The sequence below is a fragment of the Streptomyces sp. NPDC029139 genome, assembly GCF_055564335.1.
This window is the reverse complement of the sequence record NZ_JBVHWN010000002.1, coordinates 756,480-772,254: the sequence shown is the minus strand read 5'-3', so window position 1 is coordinate 772,254 and position 15,775 is coordinate 756,480. Positions and strand designations below refer to the sequence as shown.

15 protein-coding genes and 1 pseudogene are annotated in these 15,775 nt (G+C 72.4%); 6 read left to right on the top strand and 10 right to left on the bottom strand.

The window, feature by feature from the left end; genetic code table 11:
* The first annotated feature begins 29 nt into the window (after positions 1-29).
* On the top strand, positions 30-1,127 hold the full coding sequence (locus ACZ4VW_RS07665) for a hypothetical protein (RefSeq protein ID WP_467959483.1): 1,098 nt from the start codon (positions 30-32) through the stop codon (positions 1,125-1,127).
* On the opposite strand, the gene ACZ4VW_RS07660 is transcribed toward ACZ4VW_RS07665, so the two are convergent.
* On the bottom strand, positions 1,084-1,668 hold the full coding sequence (locus ACZ4VW_RS07660) for a hypothetical protein (RefSeq protein WP_467959481.1): 585 nt from the start codon (positions 1,666-1,668) through the stop codon (positions 1,084-1,086). The two genes, ACZ4VW_RS07665 and ACZ4VW_RS07660, sit on opposite strands and share 44 nt — an antisense overlap.
* Before the next feature lie 160 nt (positions 1,669-1,828).
* On the opposite strand from ACZ4VW_RS07660, the gene ACZ4VW_RS07655 reads away from it, so the two are divergent.
* Positions 1,829-2,239 carry a VOC family protein gene (locus ACZ4VW_RS07655; protein WP_467959479.1) on the top strand — a complete coding sequence of 137 codons (411 nt, stop codon included), beginning with the start codon at positions 1,829-1,831 and terminating at the stop codon, positions 2,237-2,239.
* A 13-nt stretch (positions 2,240-2,252) separates the two neighbouring features.
* Here ACZ4VW_RS07655 and ACZ4VW_RS07650 read toward each other — a convergent pair whose 3' ends face one another.
* The 6 genes from ACZ4VW_RS07650 to ACZ4VW_RS07625 form a co-directional block, all read right to left on the bottom strand.
* A complete protein-coding gene (locus tag ACZ4VW_RS07650) occupies positions 2,253-3,014 on the bottom strand; it encodes an SDR family NAD(P)-dependent oxidoreductase (RefSeq protein ID WP_467959477.1) in 762 nt (253 codons plus the stop codon).
* Positions 3,015-3,076: 62 nt separating this feature from the next.
* The gene (locus ACZ4VW_RS07645) at positions 3,077-4,525 is read right to left on the bottom strand and encodes an MFS transporter (protein ID WP_467959475.1); all 1,449 of its coding nucleotides are present in this window, start codon (positions 4,523-4,525) and stop codon (positions 3,077-3,079) included.
* Positions 4,526-4,724: 199 nt separating this feature from the next.
* On the bottom strand, positions 4,725-5,309 hold the full coding sequence (locus ACZ4VW_RS07640; RefSeq protein WP_467959473.1) for a TetR/AcrR family transcriptional regulator: 585 nt from the start codon (positions 5,307-5,309) through the stop codon (positions 4,725-4,727).
* 57 nt (positions 5,310-5,366) lie between these two features.
* On the bottom strand, positions 5,367-5,714 hold the full coding sequence (nirD, locus tag ACZ4VW_RS07635; protein WP_467959471.1) for a nitrite reductase small subunit NirD: 348 nt from the start codon (positions 5,712-5,714) through the stop codon (positions 5,367-5,369).
* A 4-nt stretch (positions 5,715-5,718) separates the two neighbouring features.
* Positions 5,719-8,268, bottom strand: a complete 2,550-nt coding sequence (nirB, locus tag ACZ4VW_RS07630; RefSeq protein WP_467959469.1) for a nitrite reductase large subunit NirB — start codon at positions 8,266-8,268, stop codon at positions 5,719-5,721.
* Between the two features lies 1 nt (position 8,269).
* Positions 8,270-9,466 (bottom strand): NAD(P)/FAD-dependent oxidoreductase, encoded by a 1,197-nt coding sequence (locus tag ACZ4VW_RS07625; protein ID WP_467959467.1) that lies wholly within the window; start codon positions 9,464-9,466, stop codon positions 8,270-8,272.
* Positions 9,467-9,784: 318 nt separating this feature from the next.
* Here ACZ4VW_RS07625 and ACZ4VW_RS07620 point away from each other — a divergent pair, with 318 nt between their 5' ends.
* Positions 9,785-10,564, top strand: a complete 780-nt coding sequence (locus ACZ4VW_RS07620; protein WP_467959465.1) for a sulfite exporter TauE/SafE family protein — start codon at positions 9,785-9,787, stop codon at positions 10,562-10,564.
* A gap of 6 nt (positions 10,565-10,570) precedes the next feature.
* Here ACZ4VW_RS07620 and ACZ4VW_RS07615 read toward each other — a convergent pair whose 3' ends face one another.
* From ACZ4VW_RS07615 to ACZ4VW_RS07605, 3 genes are all read right to left on the bottom strand, one after another.
* The gene (locus ACZ4VW_RS07615) at positions 10,571-11,188 is read right to left on the bottom strand and encodes a class F sortase (protein ID WP_467959463.1); all 618 of its coding nucleotides are present in this window, start codon (positions 11,186-11,188) and stop codon (positions 10,571-10,573) included.
* Between the two features lie 128 nt (positions 11,189-11,316).
* Positions 11,317-11,823, bottom strand: a complete 507-nt coding sequence (locus tag ACZ4VW_RS07610) for a hypothetical protein (RefSeq protein ID WP_467959461.1) — start codon at positions 11,821-11,823, stop codon at positions 11,317-11,319.
* 227 nt (positions 11,824-12,050) lie between these two features.
* Entirely contained in the window at positions 12,051-12,821 is a 771-nt protein-coding gene (locus ACZ4VW_RS07605; protein WP_467959459.1) for an aminotransferase class IV, read from the bottom strand.
* Positions 12,822-12,899: 78 nt separating this feature from the next.
* On the opposite strand from ACZ4VW_RS07605, the gene ACZ4VW_RS07600 reads away from it, so the two are divergent.
* The 3 genes and pseudogenes from ACZ4VW_RS07600 to ACZ4VW_RS07590 all read left to right on the top strand — a co-directional run.
* Entirely contained in the window at positions 12,900-13,499 is a 600-nt protein-coding gene (locus ACZ4VW_RS07600; RefSeq protein ID WP_467959457.1) for an NADPH-dependent FMN reductase, read from the top strand.
* Between the two features lie 14 nt (positions 13,500-13,513).
* Positions 13,514-15,247, top strand: a complete 1,734-nt coding sequence (locus tag ACZ4VW_RS07595) for an ABC transporter ATP-binding protein (protein WP_467959455.1) — start codon at positions 13,514-13,516, stop codon at positions 15,245-15,247.
* Positions 15,244-15,775, top strand: a pseudogene (locus ACZ4VW_RS07590) (hypothetical protein); the annotation flags it as partial. The gene ACZ4VW_RS07595 and the pseudogene ACZ4VW_RS07590, both read left to right, overlap by 4 nt.

The following is a 15,775-nucleotide window of genomic DNA, read 5'->3' as shown; positions in this document are numbered from 1 at the left end:
TGTCACTGGGGTTCGTTACGGTCGGGGGCATGTCGATCACCGCACAACTGCTCGCCTCGGTATGGCTTCCGGGAGGGAGCGCACTGATCAACGGCGCGGCCTACGAGAGCCGGACGGGCTCGCCGCGCCGCGCCCTGCTGCGGCACGGGCACGAGCTGCACGTGTACGAGCTGGACGGCCTCCTGGCCGGGGAGCGCGCCCCGCGCGCCGTCTTCCCGGTGCCGTGGCCGGGATGGGAGCAGGGGGTCCACTCGGTGAGCCCGGACGGCACCTTCGCGGTGTTCTCCGGCCAGCGCTCGGTGCGGGCGGTGGACACGGCGGGCGCGACCCTGTGGGAGTACCGGCACGGCTGCTGGGACCAGCAGATAGGTCACCGGCACACCGGTGACCCGGCGCAGATCTGCCGCGACAACGAATCCGGGTCCTGCAAGGTCTCGGGCGACGGCCGGCTGGTGTGGGCGCACGTCGTCACGCCGGAGCGCGGCGAGGGCGAGGACGACGGGGACTACGACGAACTGTGGGTCGTCCTCGACGCGACCGACGGCCGCGAGCTGGCCCGGCTGACCCTGGACAGCGTGGCCTCCGGCTCCCAGCAGCACCCGCACCCGGACGGGGTCCACATGGGTCTGGAGATCGGCATGGGCCAGGACGGCATCCTGCTGTACTGGGGGCGCTGGGACGGGGAGAAGCTGACCACCTGGGACCTGAACGAGACGCTGGACCGGATTCTGATGGACGTCCATCAGGAGCACACCGGCTTCCTGACGATGGAGCACTACGGGGACGACCTCCAGCTGCACACCCTGGACGGGACCGTGCTGGCCGAGGCGGAGCCCCCGGGCGCCGCGAGCGAGGAGGACCGGCCCTCCTGGGACTGGGCGTGCGGCTTCGTCGACGCCGAGACGGTCATCGCCTCCACCGTGGACCACGACGAGGACCCGGACGCCGCACGCCACTGGCTCCTGGACGCCCGCACCCTGGAGATACGCGGGACCGTCGACTACCCCGGGGGGCCCGTCGACGGCTACACCCGGCCCCTCGGGGACGGCACCTGGCTCACGTACGACGAGGAGAGCGACACCCTCAGCCGGTGGGGGATCGCCCCTCGGACTCCAGCAGCGTCTTGAGCCCGGCCAGGCGCTCGCGCCAGAAGTCCTTGTAGGCGGAGACGGCGTCCGCGTCCGGGAGCTTGGTGTGGCCGAGCCCGATCCGGGTCTTCGCGTCGCCCTGCGGCGTCAGATAGACCTCGATCCGGCTCGTCCCGCCGTCCCAGTCCGCCGTCACCGAGATGCCCGGCCGATGGGTGCGCACCTCCAGCTCGCCTTCCGGGAGCCAGCGGCGCCGCAGCCCCCCGTCGGCGAAGGCGGCCGTGCAGCGGGCGGCCGGGGCGTGCACCGTCTTGCTCGCGCTCACCTGCCAGTCGCCCGTGGAGGACTGCCCGACCGCGCGCATCCCGCGCTCCTGCTCGTACCCGACGGTGATCGACTGGGCGTGCCAGCCGCTCACCCCCTCGGCCGCCACCAGGTGGCGGGCGATCTCGGTGTGCCCGCGCTCCGTCGCGCCCCACGCGTCGAGCAGGGCGAACCAGTCGGCCCAGCCCTTGCCGGTCGCAGCGGCGAGGGCCTCGTCGGAGAGCTTTTCGGTGATCTTCCTGCCTGCGGGGCTCACGGTTCGACGTTAGCGTGAACCGTGGTGAGGTGCCTCGGGCGAGTGTTGGACAGATCTTCGAGAAGAGATCGCCCCGAACCGATGAGTTCCGCTCGGCCCCGCCGTCTTACCTCCTGAAAGCGCACACGACACGGACGAACCACAGGAGAGAGTGACCACCATGACCCAGATGATCTTCGTGAACCTGCCCGTGAAGGACCTGGAGACCTCGAAGGCCTTCTGGGGCAAGCTCGGCTACTCCTTCAACCCGCAGTTCAGCGACGAGAACACCGGGTGCCTGATCATCAGCGACACGATCTTCGCGATGCTGCTGACCGAGCCCAAGTTCAGGGAGTTCACCGCGCCGGGCAAGGAGGTCTCCGACGCGACGAAGACGACCGAGGTCCTGATCACGCTGAGCGCCGAGAGCCGGGAGAAGGTCGACGAGCTCGCGGACGGCGCCCTGGCCGCCGGAGGATCGGCGGCGAAGGAGCCGATGGACCACGGCTTCATGTACGGGCGTTCCTTCGCGGACCCCGACGGCCACCACTGGGAGGTCTTCTGGATGGACCCGGCGGCCGTCCAGGGCTGAGCCCCGCGGAGGATCAGGCGGAGACGCCGCCGTCGACCACCAGGTCGGATCCGACGACCGAGCCGGCGTCCTCCGAGGCCAGGTACAGCACCGCCGCCGCCACCTCGGAGGCCGTCGAGATACGGCCGAGCGGCGACTGCTCCTTCATCCGCACCTCCCGCTCGGCCTCGGTCTCGCCGGGCAGCAGCGACATGGTGGACTCCGCGGCGCCCGGGCTGACCGCGTTGATCCGGACGCCGTCGGCGATGTGGTCGCGGGCGGCGGCGCGGGTGATCGCGGACACGGCAGCCTTGGAGACCTGGTAGCCGAAGACGCCCGGGATGCGGACGTGCGCGCCGAGGTTGGACGAGACGTTGACGATCGAGCCGCCGCCGTGGGCGCGCATGTGCGCGATCTCCGCCTGGAGCGAGTGCAGGACGCCGGTGACGTTGGTGTCGAGCAGCGCCTGCCAGTCCTCCAGCGGGAAATCGGCGGCCGAGGCGCCGCCCCGGAAGATCCCGGCGTTGTTCACGGCGACATCGAGGGCGCCGAAGATCTCGACCGTGCGGTGGACGAGGTGACGGACGTCCTCGGCCCGGGCCACATCGGCGGTGACGGCGGCGGCGGTGCCGCCCGCGGCCTCGATCAGGGAGACCGTCTCGTCGAGGGTCGCCGCGCTGCGGCCGGAGACGACGACCTTCGCGCCCTCGGCGGCGAAGGCGAGCGCGATGGCCCGGCCGAGCCCGGTGCCGGCGCCGGTGACGAGGACGGTCTTGTGGGTGAAACGTGCGGACATGCGAGGTCAACTCCTGAAGAGAGAGGTGAGAGAGGTGAGAGAGGTGAGAGAGAAGGCCGTCGTCACGCGGTAGGCGTGGTGGAGGCGGTACGGGCGGTACGGGCGGTACGGGCGGTCAGAGCGGCCAGGGTGGCGAAGCCGACGGCCGTCGCGGCGAGCGACGAGGCATCGCTCCCGAGCGTGAGCAGCACGGCGAAGAGGACGGTCGGGCCGAGTTCCATGGCCGTGTTGAGGACACCGCCCGCGAGCCCCACCCGGTGCGGCGGTACGCCGTCGGTGGCCAGGACCGCGGCCCCCGCGAAGGAGGCGGCGGCGCCCGCCGGGAGCAGGAGCAGCCCGGGCAGCAGACCGGAGGCGTACGGGACGGCGGGGTCGAGCCCCGTCGCCGCGAGGAGGGCGAGCCCGCAGGCTCCCGTCGCGAGGCCGGCGGCGGTGACCCGCCCGGGGCCGTACCGCCCGATCAGCGGGGCCGCGAGCCGTCCCGCGGCGAGCAGGGCGACGGCGAAGGGGACGAAGGCGGCCGAGGTGAGCAGCGCGGAGTAGCCGCGCTCCTGCTGCAGACCGAGCGAGAGCAGGACGAAGACGGTGGCCGTGCCCGCCGCGGTCAGCGCGATCGCGGCCAGGCCGAGGCCGCGGCGGCGGTCGCGCAGGAAAACGGGCGGCAGCAGCGGGTCCCCGGCCCGCCCCTCGACGGCCGTGAACGCGGCGAGGAGAACCAGTCCGCCGAGCAGCGGGAGCAGGACGGCCGCCGAGCTCCAGGGGTGCGCGTCGGTGCGGACGAGACCGTAACTGGCCAGCGTGACACCCATGGTGGCCAGCACCGCGCCCGGCAGGTCGAGCGTACGGCCGGGACCCGCTGGGGTGCGGGGGAGGAGGCGCGGGCCGAGGGCGAGGGCGAGGACGCTCACGCCGACCGGCACCGCGAAGGCCCAGCGCCAGTCGGTGAGGGCGGAGACGACACCGGAGAGCAGATTGCCCGCGGTGGCGCCGAGGACGGAGAGGCCGCCCCACGTGGCCATCGCCCGCCCGTACGCGGCGGGTTCGGGGAACAGCGCGCGCAGGACCGCCATCGCGGCGGGCGCGACGAGGGCCGCGCCGACGCCCTGGGCGAACCGGGCGGCGAGGAGCGCCTCGTACCCGGGAGCGAGCGGGGCGAGGGCGGAGGCGGTCCCGAAGGCGAGGAGTCCGGCGGTGAGGACGCGCCGGCCGCCGTACCGGTCGGTGAGCCGCCCACCGAAGAGCAACAGCCCGGCGAAGGTCAGCCCGTACGCGGCGCTGAGCAGGATCAACTCAGGTCGCCCGAGGGATAACTCGCGGCCGATCCGGGGCAGGGGCACGGCGATCGACGCGAGCGTGAAGATCAGTGTGACCTGTACGGCGCCGAGCAGGGCGAAGCCCCCGCGGCCGGCGGCGAGGCGTAAGGCCGGAGCCACGGCGCCGGTGACCCTGTCCGGCCGGAGCCCGGCTCCGGCCCCCGGCCCGCATGCTTCCCGGCCGGTCGTTCCTGCCATGCCCCCCACCTTCCGGACCACCGCCTTCTGGTCCCCGGCCTTCCGGACCCTCGCCTTCTGGTCCCCGGCCTTCCGGACCCTCGCCTTCTGGTCCCCCACCTTCGACACCCCCACCTTCGACACCCCCACTTTCTTGACCGTGCGTTCCAATATGAAGGCCCAAGAAAAGGGCGCCCTCGGGGCGCCCTTCGCGAAGGTCTCAGTCCAGCAGGGACAGCGCCTGCTCCGCCGCGTCGCGGACCCTCGCGGGGTCGCTCGACGCCTTGCCGACCAGGCGGATGCCCTGCATCAGGACCAGCAGCATCCGGGCCAGGGCCTGCGGATCGCGGTCGGCGGGCAGCTCGCCCTGGGCGCGGGCCCGGACGAGGGAGGCGTGCAGCAGGGTCTCGATCTGCTCCCAGCTCAGCTCCACCCGCCGCGCCACCGCGCCGTCGTGCGGCCCCAGTTCGGCCGCCGAGTTCGTGATGAAACAGCCGGTCAGGCGGACCTCGTCGGTCCCCGCCTCCTCGGCGAAGCGGCGGACCAGGGCCCGGACGGGCGGCAGCGCCGGCCCCGGCGCGGACAGCTCCTCCAGTATGAGCGGGTCACGCGACCGGAGGTAGCAGTCCATCGCCTTCATGTACAGGTCGTGCTTGTTGCCGAAGGTGGCGTAGATGCTGGCGCGGCCGATCCCGAGGTGCTCGACGAGGTCCGACATCGTCGTCGCCTCGTACCCGCGCCGCCAGAACAGCTCGAGAGCTGCCCGCAGCGCGGCGTCCGGATCGAACTCCTTGGTCCTGGCCACGCCCTCACCGTAGGGCTTTCTGGAACGCTCGGTCAAGCAAACCGGGTTGGAGGCGTCTCAGACGGCGTGGAGCGCGCCCTCGTGGACGCGGACCGGGTACACCGCCACCGCGACCTCCTCGTCGTCCAGGCACCGGCCCGTCTCCAGGTCGAAGCGCTGCTTCAGGAGCGGCGAGGCCACGAACGGCCGGCCGTTCGCCGAGCCGAGCAGACCCCGCGACAGCACCTGCGCCCCGGTGAAGGGGTCCCGGTTGTCGATCGCGTACGCGCGCCCCGACCGGTCCTTGAACAGCGCCGCCTGGCGGCCGTCCGGCAGCAGCACGGCCGCGCCCCGGCCCGGCGTCAGCCGGGACTCGTCGCAGACCGTCATCCAGGCGTCGGGCGACGGAGACAGTTCGAGCTTCATGGCTTCAGACCCTTTCCAGGCGGGTTCCGATGGTGAGGACCGTCAGGTCCGGCTTGATCTGGTCCCGCTCGGGCACGAACTTCACCGACGGGTCCGGCGCTTCGGGCGCGTTCACGAACGACACGAAGCGGCGCAGCCGGTCCGGGTCGTCCAGGGTCTGGGCCCACTCGTCCTGGTAGTCCTCGACATGGGCCGCCATCAGCGCCTCCAGCTCGTCGCAGAGCCCCAGCGAGTCGTGCACGACCACGTCCTTGAGGTGCTCGAGGCCGCCCTCCAGCCGCTCCAGCCAGGTCGAGGTGCGCTCCAGGCGGTCGGCGGTGCGGATGTAGAACATCAGGAACCGGTCGATCAACCGCACCAGTTCGGCGTCCGACAGGTCCTGGGCGAGCAGGTCCGCGTGGCGCGGCGTCGCACCGCCGTTGCCCCCCACGTACAGGTTCCAGCCGCTCGCCGTCGCGATGACGCCGAAGTCCTTCGACTGCGCCTCCGCGCACTCGCGGGCGCAGCCGGAGACCGCCGACTTGAGCTTGTGCGGAGAGCGCAGGCCCCGGTAGCGCAGCTCCAGCTGGATCGCCATCTTCACCGAGTCCTGCACGCCGTAGCGGCACCAGGTCTGCCCCACACAGGACTTCACCGTGCGCAGCGACTTGCCGTACGCGTGCCCCGACTCGAAGCCCGCGTCGACCAGGCGGGTCCAGATCGCCGGCAGCTGCTCGACGCGGGCGCCGAACATGTCGATCCGCTGCCCGCCCGTGATCTTGGTGTAGAGCCCGAAGTCCCGTGCCACCTCGCCGATCACGATCAGCTTGTCCGGGGTGATCTCACCGCCCGGGATGCGCGGCACGACCGAGTACGAGCCGTTGCGCTGCATGTTCGCCAGGAAGTGGTCGTTCGTGTCCTGGAGGGACGCCTGCTCGCCGTCGAGGATGTAGCCGCCCGCGCCGATCGTCGGTGCCAGGCTGGCCAGGATCGAGGCGACGGTCGGCTTGCAGATCTCACAGCCCTCGCCGCCGCGCGCCGCCTCCCGGCCGTGCGAGTCGAGCAGCTCGGCGAAGGAGGTCAGCCGCAGCGTGCGGGTGATCTCGTACAGCTCACTGCGGGTGTACGAGAAGCAGGCGCAGAGCCCCTTGTCCTTCGGCTCCGGCAGCAGCTGGCCGATGAGCTTCACGCAGCTGCCGCAGCCGGTACCGGCCTTGGTGCACTTCTTCACCTCGGGCAGCGTCGAGCACTGGGTGATCGCGTGCTTGGTGACGTTGTGGCACGAGCAGATGACGGCGTCGTCGGGGAGCGCGGACGGGCCCAGCGCGACCGGTGCGCCCGCACCCGCCGGCAGTACCAGCTGCTCGGGCGAGACCGGCGGGACCGAGCCGGTGAGCGGCCGCAGCATGCCGTACGAGTCGGCGTCACCGACCAGCACACCGCCGAGCAGCCTGCCCTCCTGGTCGATCACGAGCTTCTTGTAGACCCCGGAGCGGGAGTCGGAGTAGACGACGTCGAGGCAGCCCTCGGCCGTGCCGTGCGCGTCACCGAAGGAGGCCACGTCCACACCGAGCAGCTTCAGCTTCGTCGACATGTCGGCACCGGTGAAGCCGGCCGTGTTCTCGTCGGCCTCCTCGGCGATCACCGCCGCCGCCGTCAGCGCCATCTCGTAGCCGGGGGCGACCAGGCCGTACACGCGGCCGTCGGTGGCCAGCGCGCACTCGCCGATCGCGTACACGGCGGGGTCGGACGTCCGGCAGTGCGCGTCGACCGCGATGCCGCCGCGCTCACCGACGGTCAGACCGCAGTCGCGGGCCAGCTGGTCCCGGGGCCGTACGCCCGCGGAGAAGACCACCATGTCCGTGGCGAGTTCGGAGCCGTCCGACAGGCGCATGCCGGTGACCGCGCCGTTCTCGGTCACGACCTCCTGGGTGCCGGTGCCCGTGTGGACGCTCAGCCCCATCTGCTCGATCGTGCGCAGCAGCGCCGCGCCACCGCCCTCGTCGACCTGCACCGGCATCAGCCGGGGCGCGAACTCCACGATGTGCGTGGCCAGGCCGAGCCCCTTCAGCGCGCCCGCCGCCTCCAGGCCGAGCAGACCGCCGCCGACGACCGCGCCGGTCGTCGCCGTCTTCGCGTACTCCTCGATGGCGAGCAGGTCCTCGATCGTCCGGTAGACGAAACAGCCGCGGGCCTCCTTGCCGGGGACCGGGGGCACGAAGGGGTACGAGCCGGTGGCCAGGACGAGCGTGTCGTACGCGAAGACCTGCCCGGAGCGCGCGGTGACCGTACGGGCGTCGCGGTCGATCGTCTCGGCCGGGTCGCCGACGTACAGCTCGATGCCGTGCTTCTCCATGAAGCCGTCCTCGACCATCGAGAGGTCGTCGGGGGTGCGGCCGGAGAAGTACGAGGTCAGCTGGACGCGGTCGTAGGCGGGTCGCGGCTCTTCGCAGAGCACGACGACCCGCGCGCGCTCGGTGACGCCGCGATCCGCCAGCGCCTCGAGGAAACGCTGGCCCACCATGCCGTGGCCGACCAGGACGACAGTGGGGGTGTGCACGGGCATGGTCGACATCTCAGGAGCCTCCGTCATGGGTGAGCAGGTGGAGCAGGGGAGCGTTCGGAAGGGCCTCGTCGCCCTCCCACGCCCGGGCGAGCGTTCCGACCGCGGCCAGATCGCCGAGGAGTACGCCCCCCACGAGGCGGTCGCCGCGGACGACGACCTTGCGGTAGGCGCGCCGGGTGGCGTCGGTCAGCTGGACCACGTCGTCCCCGGGCAGGGGAGTGGCCTCGCCGAAGGAGGCCAGGTCGAGCGAGACCGGACCGCCGAGCGTGAGCCGGGTCAGGGCGCGGGTGCCGGTGTACGGGGAGGCCCCGGTGTCCGGCAGCGCCAGCAGGAGGTCCGCGAGCGCGTCCGCCTGTTCCAGGGCCGGCCCGGCCAGGCCGTACACCCGGCCGTCGTGCTCGGCGCAGTCGCCGATGGCGTGGATGTACGGGTCGGAGGTTCGCAGCGCGTCGTCGACGACGATGCCCTTGCGGACGTCCAGACCGGCGTCCCGGGCGAGACCGACACGCGGCCTGACCCCGCAGGCGAGCACCACGACCTGGGCCTCGAGCACGAAGCCGTCGGCCAGCTCCACGGCCGTGACCGCGCCGTCCTCCTGGCGCAGGCCGCTGACCCGGCACTCGGTGTGCACCTCGACGCCCAGCGACTCCACGTGCTCGCGCAGGAGCTCCGAGGCGTGGGCGTCCAGCTGGCGTTCCATGAGCCGCTCGCCCTGCTGGGTGAGCACGACCTCGGCGCCGAGCGCCGCCAGCGCGCGGGCCGCGGAGACCCCCAGCAGCCCGCCGCCGACGACCACGGCGCGGACACCGGGCCGGACGAGTGCCCGCAGCTCCAGGCAGTCGTCGAGCGTACGGAACGGGTGGACGCCGGCCGGCAGCTGGGAGCCGCGCAGGCCACGCAGCGGAGGCAGCACCGGGTTGGAGCCGGTGGCCAGGACCAGCCGGTCGTAGCCGACCTCCGTCCCGTCCTCGCACTCCACGATCCGGGCGGCACGATCGATCCGCACCGCCCGCACTCCGCGCCGCACCGGCTCCTGGGGAGCGGGCAGCGCGATCACCTCGGGCGCGTACCGCCCGGCGAGGACGTCCGCGAGCAGCACCCTGTTGTACGGTGCGTGCGGCTCTTCGCCGAGGAGGGTGACCGGCAGGCGCTGGGCGAGCCGGGCGCCCGCCGTTCCGCCTCCGACCACCACGATCCGTGTACTCATGTCTCGAAGAGTGCGGGGCGGGTGTTACCCGACGGCATCCCGATTGTTTCCCGCACGGAACGCTGATCTCAGATCCGGGGGCTTCGCCCTGTGAGGCTCACGGCTGTGAGGCGAGCGCCGGGGTGAGGCGCGCGGGGGCTCTCCGGTGACAGGCGCGGGGGCGGGGACTCTCCAGCGTGAGGCGCGGAGGGGTGAGACCCTCCGGCGTGAGGCGCCGAGGGAGCCTCCACCGGCGCCGGTCAGGCGCAACCTCAGACGTAGCTCAACTCTCCCGCGATCGATGGACGGCGCACCCATCGCCTCCCTAGGCTCGCGATCATGCCCGACATATCCTTGACGACCCTCGTCCTGCTCTGCCTCGCCGCACTCGTGGCCGGCTGGATCGACGCCGTGGTCGGCGGGGGAGGGCTCCTGCTGCTGCCCGCCCTGCTCCTCGGGCTCCCGCAGGTTCCCGCGGCCCAGATCCTCGGCACCAACAAGGCCGTCGCGATCGTCGGCACGTCGGGGGCCGCCGTCACCTACGTGCGCAAGGCCCCGGTGCGGGTGAGGACGGCGGTACGGATCGGGCTCGCCGCGCTGGCCGGGTCCATGGGCGGCGCCTTCTTCGCCGCCGGGATCAGCAGCGACGTGCTGCGACCCGTGATCATGGTGGTGCTGCTCGGCGTGGCCGCCTTCGTGATGCTGCGGCCGTCCTTCGGCACCCAGGGCGAGGACAAGGGGCCCGTGGGCCGGGCCCGTGTCGTGGCCGCGATCGTGCTCGTCGGCGGTGGGATCGGCTTCTACGACGGGCTCTTCGGACCCGGGACGGGCACGTTCCTGGTCCTCGCGCTCACCGCCGTGCTCCACCTCGACCTGGTGACCGCCTCCGCCACCGCCAAGATCGTCAACGTCTGCACCAACGCGGGCGCGCTCGCGATGTTCGCCTACCAGGGCACCGTCCTGTGGCAGCTCGCCGCCGTCATGGCGGTCTTCAACCTGGCCGGCGGGATGATCGGGGCGCGGATGGCGCTGAGGAAGGGCTCGGAGTTCGTCCGCGGGGTGCTGCTGTTCGTGGTCTTCTCCCTGGTGGCGAAGCTCGCCTTCGACCAGTGGAGCTGACGGGTCTCAGCGCACGCCGATGAGATGGCCGAAGGCCACCACGTTCCCCTGGTAGCCGGACTTCTCGCTGAATCCGCCGCCGCAGGTGATCACCCGCAGCTCGGCGCGGCCCTTCTCCCCGTAGACCTTCTGGTCCGGGAAGTCCTCGTTCTCGTACACCTCGACGGCGTCGACGGTGAACACGGCGGTACGGCCGTCCTGCCGGTCCACCTCGATCCTGTTGCCCTTCTTCAGCGCGCCCAGCGCGTAGAAGACGGCGGGGCCCCGCGCGTTGTCGACATGGCCGGCGACGATCGCGGTGCCCCGGGCGCCGGGCGGGGGGCCGTCCTCGTACCACCCGGCCAGGTTGCGGTCCTCCGCCGGCGGCACCTCGAGCGTGCCGTCCTGGCTCAGCCCCAGCCCCGTCATGGGCGTGTCGACGTCGATCTCGGGGATGCGCAGCCGGACGGGCGCGGAGGGCGGCAGCGGGTCGGCGGCGGCGTCGGTGTGCGCGTTCGGCCCGGCCGCGAACGCCTCGGCGGCCGACGGGACCGGCGGGGTGATGTCCTGCGAACCGTCCTGGACGAGCCAGAGGCCGACGCACACGGCGGCGGCTATGCCCCAGCCCTTGCTCCTACTGCTCACGGTCTGCCCTCACGGTCTGCCCCTGGGGGGTGCGGGAGTGTGGCCCCGCCCCCGCCGGGCCTCGTGGGGCGCGCGGCGGGGGCAGGGCGCGGGCGGTACGCCCAGGGCCCGGGAAGGACCCGGACCCCTCAACGGCCCTGCGTGCCGCTCGCCCGGCGACGCAGGAGCCAGGTACCGCCGACGGCAGCCGCGGCCAGCACCGCCGCGCCCGCCGTGACCTGGGCGGTGTCGGGGCCGACGCTGCCTCCGACACCGGTCTTGACGTGGCCGCTCGGGACCTTGTGCCGGACGACGAGGTCACCGCGCGCGGTCTTGCCGTTGTCGCAGGCGACGCTGATGCCGTACGTCCCGGCCTTGGTGTGCTCCGGGATCGTGAACTGTCCGACCACGACCTCCTTGTGCGTGCTCGGGTTCAGCTGGAACTCGCCCGCGCCGAGGGAGTTCGCGTCCCCGACGCCGTGGCCCTTCTTGCCGCAGGCGAGCGTGTTGACGGTGATGGTGGTGCCGGGGGTGGCGGAGGCCGGGTAGACCTCCAGCGCCTCCCAGTTCCCGGCGTACGCCGCCGGTGCGGCGAAGGCGCCGATCGCGGCGACCGTCAGCGCGGTACCGGTGAGCAGGCGGGCAGTGGTGCGCATGGGGTGTCCTCCGGGGCGCGCGAGCGGTCTTCCGTAGGACCGAGGTAAGTGCCGCGGCACGCTCCGCGCCTGCTGATGGACAATCAGGATTACGCCGTCCGGTGCGGTGTGTCGCCTGGCGAGCGGGCGTTTGCGCAGGTCGGGCAGGGTTACGGGGTGTCAGCCGGCACCCCGTGCCGAATGGGTGACGCGGTCCGGAGGCGCCGGGCGGTGGGCGGCTCCCGGTCCTACAGCTCGTCCCACGGCACCGACGCGTATGCCGTGTGCACGCGGTCCATCAGGTCCTCGTCGACGTCGAAGTCCGTCCCGTCGATCCGCGCCACGGGCGAGATCCCCCGGGAGTTCGTCACGAAGGCCGCCCGGAAGTCCCCGAGGCCGTCCCGCGTCACCCGCCGGCGCACCGACTCCAGGCGCTCCTCCAGCAGGGCCATCGTGACGCCGTGCAGACAGGGGGCCGACGGCCAGACCAGCGACGTGCCGTCCCAGAACGCGATGTTGGTGACGGCACCCTCGGCGATCTCACCGTCCGGGGACGTCAGCAGCGCCTCGTCGAAACCCTCGCGCCGTACCGCCTCGCCGTAGTACGTCTGCCCGAAGCCCCCCACGTGCTTGATGTGGGCCGCCGGCCGCCCGTACACGACGGACTTCAGGCGCTGCGGGGCCGGGACGTGCGTGTACGGCTCGCGCAGGGTGACCGTCGTCCGGGTGCCGCCGGCGAGGTCCGGGTGGACGTACACCCGCGCCGCCGCGTCCCGGCGGCCGGCCGCCTCCAGGGCGTGCCGCAGCAGCGCCCGCACACGCACCTCGTCGGCGCCCTCGCCGAACAGCTCCCGGTTGGCGCCGTCGAGGCGGGCGAGATGCCGGTCGAGCCCCTGCACGCGGCCGTCGCGCACCTGGGCGGCGGTGAAGTGGCCGTAGCCGGTCAGGAGGCTCGCGGCGAGCGCCGGGTCGGTGACGGGGGAGCCGTCGGTCTCGAGGTACGGGAGGGGTGTCGTCATGCCCTCACCGTAGAGCGGAGACGTACACGAAAATCGGCGCTTGACCTCAACCAAACTTGAGGAAGAAGGATCCTCGGCATGGACCTCACGAACTCCGCGCACTCCGCGCCGCTCAAGCTCGCCGTCATCGTCGCCAGCAACCGCGAAGGCCGCTTCGGCCCCGTCGTCGCCGACTGGCTGCTCGGCCGGACCGCCGAACGCGACGACTTCACCGTCGACGTCGTCGACCTCGCCGACATCGACCTGCCGACCGCCCTCTCGCACCACCCCGACGCCGGCGTCCGCGCCGAACTGGCCAAGGTCTCCCCGGTCCTGGCCGCCGCCGACGCCTTCGTCGTCCTCACCCCCGAGTACAACCACTCCTTCCCGGCTTCCCTCAAGTCCCTCATCGACTGGCACTTCACCGAGTGGCAGGCCAAGCCCGTCGGCTTCGTCTCGTACGGCGGGATGGGCGGCGGACTGCGCGCCGTCGAGCAACTGCGCCAGGTCTACGCGGAGGTGCACGCCGTCACCGTCCGGGACACCGTCTCCTTCCACAACGTGTGGGGGCTCTTCGAGGACGGACGACCCAAGGACCCCACCGGTCCCGACGCCGCCGCCAAGTCGATGCTCGACCAGCTCGCCTGGTGGGCCCACGCCCTGCGCGACGCCAAGTCCGGCCGCCCGTACGCCGCCTGAGCACGGGGGAAGCCATGCTCCTCCGACTCGTCGCCGGCCGGCTGCGGCCCCACCGGCGCACCCTGGCCCTGGTCGTCCTGCTCCAGCTCCTCCAGATCGCCGCCTCCCTGACCCTGCCCACCCTCAACGCCGACGTCATCGACAACGGAGTACTGCGCGGCGACACCGGCCATGTCCTCAGGGGTGGCGGCCTGATGGCCGCCGTCGCCCTGGTCCAGGCCGCCGCGGCGGCGGCCGCCGTCTACTGCGGCGCCAAGATCGCCATGGGGGTCGCCCGTGACCTGCGCGCCGCCGTCTTCCGCCGCGTCCAGGACTTCTCCGCCCGCGAGATGAGCCGCTTCGGCACCGCCTCCCTGATCACCCGCACGACCAACGACGTCCAGCAGGTCCAGACGTTCGCCGTCCTCGTCCTGACGATGCTCGTGGCCGCGCCCCTGATGTGCGTCGGAGGCATCGTCATGGCCCTCGACCAGGACGTTCCCCTCGCCCTCCTGCTCCTGCTCTTCGTCCCCCTCATGGCCGGGGCGGTCGGCACCGTCGTCCTGCGCATGAGGCCGCTGTTCCGCGGGATGCAGGAGCGGGTCGACCGGGTCAACCGCGTGATGCGCGAACAGATCACCGGGATCCGGGTCGTCCGCGCCTTCGTCCGCGACCGGCACGAACAGCGGCGGTTCGCCGCCGCCAACGACGAGCTGCGCGAGGTCGGACTGCGGGTGGGCCGGCTCCAGTCCGTCATGTTCCCGATCGTGCTCATCGTCTGGGAACTCGCGACCGTCACCATCGTCTGGGCCGGCGCCCACCGGATCGAGTCCGGCGCGCTGCAGGCCGGTTCGCTGATCGCGTTCCTCGGCTACCTGCTCCAGATCATGATGTCCGTGATGATGGTCATGTTCCTGATGATGCACCTGCCCCGGGCCGAGGTCAGCGCCGAACGCATCCAGGAGATCCTCGCCACCGAACCGTCGGTCGCCCCGCCCGTCGCACCCGTCCACGAGCTGCGCGGGCCGGGCCGACTGGAGATCGTCGGCGCCGACTTCAGCTACCCCGGCGCCGAGGAACCGGTCCTCCGCTCGGTGAGCCTCACCGCCGCTCCCGGCAGCACCACCGCCGTCATCGGCTCCACCGGCAGCGGCAAGACGACCCTCCTCGGCCTCGTCCCGCGCCTCTTCGACGCGACCGGAGGCGAGGTCAGGGTCGGCGGCGTCGATGTCCGCACCATGGACCGCACGCTGCTGGCCCGTACGGTCGGACTCGTCCCGCAGAAGCCGTACCTCTTCTCCGGCACGGTCGCCGGCAATCTCCGCTACGGCAGGCCGGAGGCGACGGACGAGGAGATGTGGCACGCCCTGGAGGTCGCCCAGGCCGCCGACTTCGTACGGAACCTCCCGGAGGGACTCGACGCGCCGATCGCCCAGGGCGGCACCAACCTCTCCGGCGGGCAGCGCCAGCGACTCGCCATCGCCCGGGTCCTCGTGGCCCGCCCGCGGGTCTACCTCTTCGACGACTCCTTCTCGGCCCTCGACCACCGCACCGACGCGCTGGTGAGGGAAGCCCTCGCCGCCGAGACCGCCGACGCGACCGTCGTCGTCGTCGCCCAGCGCGTCTCCACCATCCGCGGCGCCGACCGGATCGTCGTCCTCGACCAGGGCCGGGCCGTCGGCAGCGGCACCCACGAGGAACTGATGCGGGACAACGCCACCTACCGGGAGATCGTGCTCTCCCAGCTCACCGAGGAGGAAGCAGCGTGAGTGCCGCGAACCAGAAGGAAGGGCGTGCCCCTCAGCGCCGGGGCCCGGCCGTACAGCAGCGCGGGCCCGGGCTCAGCGCCCCCTCCCTCGAACGGTCCCTGGACTTCCGCTCCTCCGGGCTGCGCCTGCTGCGCACCATGGCGCCCGAACGCACCCGGGTCGTCGCCGTGTTCGCCGCCGCGGCGGTCGGTGTCACGCTTGCCGTCCTCAGCCCGATGATCCTCGGCCACGCCACCGACCTCGTCGTCTCCGGCGCCGCGAGCCCGGCCGGTGTCGACTTCCACGCCGTGGCCCGGGTGCTCGCCACCGCGCTGGCCCTGGTCGTCGGCTCCGCCGGGCTCAACTGGCTGCAGCAGCGGCTCGCCACGACCGTCGTCCAGCGCACGGGCCACCGGCTGCGCGAGGAGGCCCAGAACAAGCTGGCGCGGGGGGGGGGGGGGGGGGGGGGGGGGGGGGGGGGGGGGGGGGGGGGGGGGGGGGGGAGGAGGAGAAAACAAAAAAAAAGAAAAAAAAAAACAAAAAAAAAGA

Bases quoted from the DNA above. Each gene is read 5' to 3' on its own strand.
- nirD (WP_467959471.1), bottom strand. From the start codon at position 5,714: ATGAAGCTCGAACTGTCTCCGTCGCCCGACGCCTGGATGACGGTCTGC.
- ACZ4VW_RS07665 (WP_467959483.1), top strand. From the start codon at position 30: ATGTCGATCACCGCACAACTGCTCGCCTCGGTATGGCTTCCGGGAGGG.
- ACZ4VW_RS07600 (WP_467959457.1), top strand. From the start codon at position 12,900: ATGGACCTCACGAACTCCGCGCACTCCGCGCCGCTCAAGCTCGCCGTC.
- ACZ4VW_RS07625 (WP_467959467.1), bottom strand. From the start codon at position 9,466: ATGAGTACACGGATCGTGGTGGTCGGAGGCGGAACGGCGGGCGCCCGG.
- ACZ4VW_RS07610 (WP_467959461.1), bottom strand. From the start codon at position 11,823: ATGCGCACCACTGCCCGCCTGCTCACCGGTACCGCGCTGACGGTCGCC.
- ACZ4VW_RS07655 (WP_467959479.1), top strand. From the start codon at position 1,829: ATGACCCAGATGATCTTCGTGAACCTGCCCGTGAAGGACCTGGAGACC.
- ACZ4VW_RS07650 (WP_467959477.1), bottom strand. From the start codon at position 3,014: ATGTCCGCACGTTTCACCCACAAGACCGTCCTCGTCACCGGCGCCGGC.
- ACZ4VW_RS07595 (WP_467959455.1), top strand. From the start codon at position 13,514: ATGCTCCTCCGACTCGTCGCCGGCCGGCTGCGGCCCCACCGGCGCACC.
- ACZ4VW_RS07620 (WP_467959465.1), top strand. From the start codon at position 9,785: ATGCCCGACATATCCTTGACGACCCTCGTCCTGCTCTGCCTCGCCGCA.
- nirB (WP_467959469.1), bottom strand. From the start codon at position 8,268: ATGTCGACCATGCCCGTGCACACCCCCACTGTCGTCCTGGTCGGCCAC.
- ACZ4VW_RS07605 (WP_467959459.1), bottom strand. From the start codon at position 12,821: ATGACGACACCCCTCCCGTACCTCGAGACCGACGGCTCCCCCGTCACC.
- ACZ4VW_RS07645 (WP_467959475.1), bottom strand. From the start codon at position 4,525: ATGGCAGGAACGACCGGCCGGGAAGCATGCGGGCCGGGGGCCGGAGCC.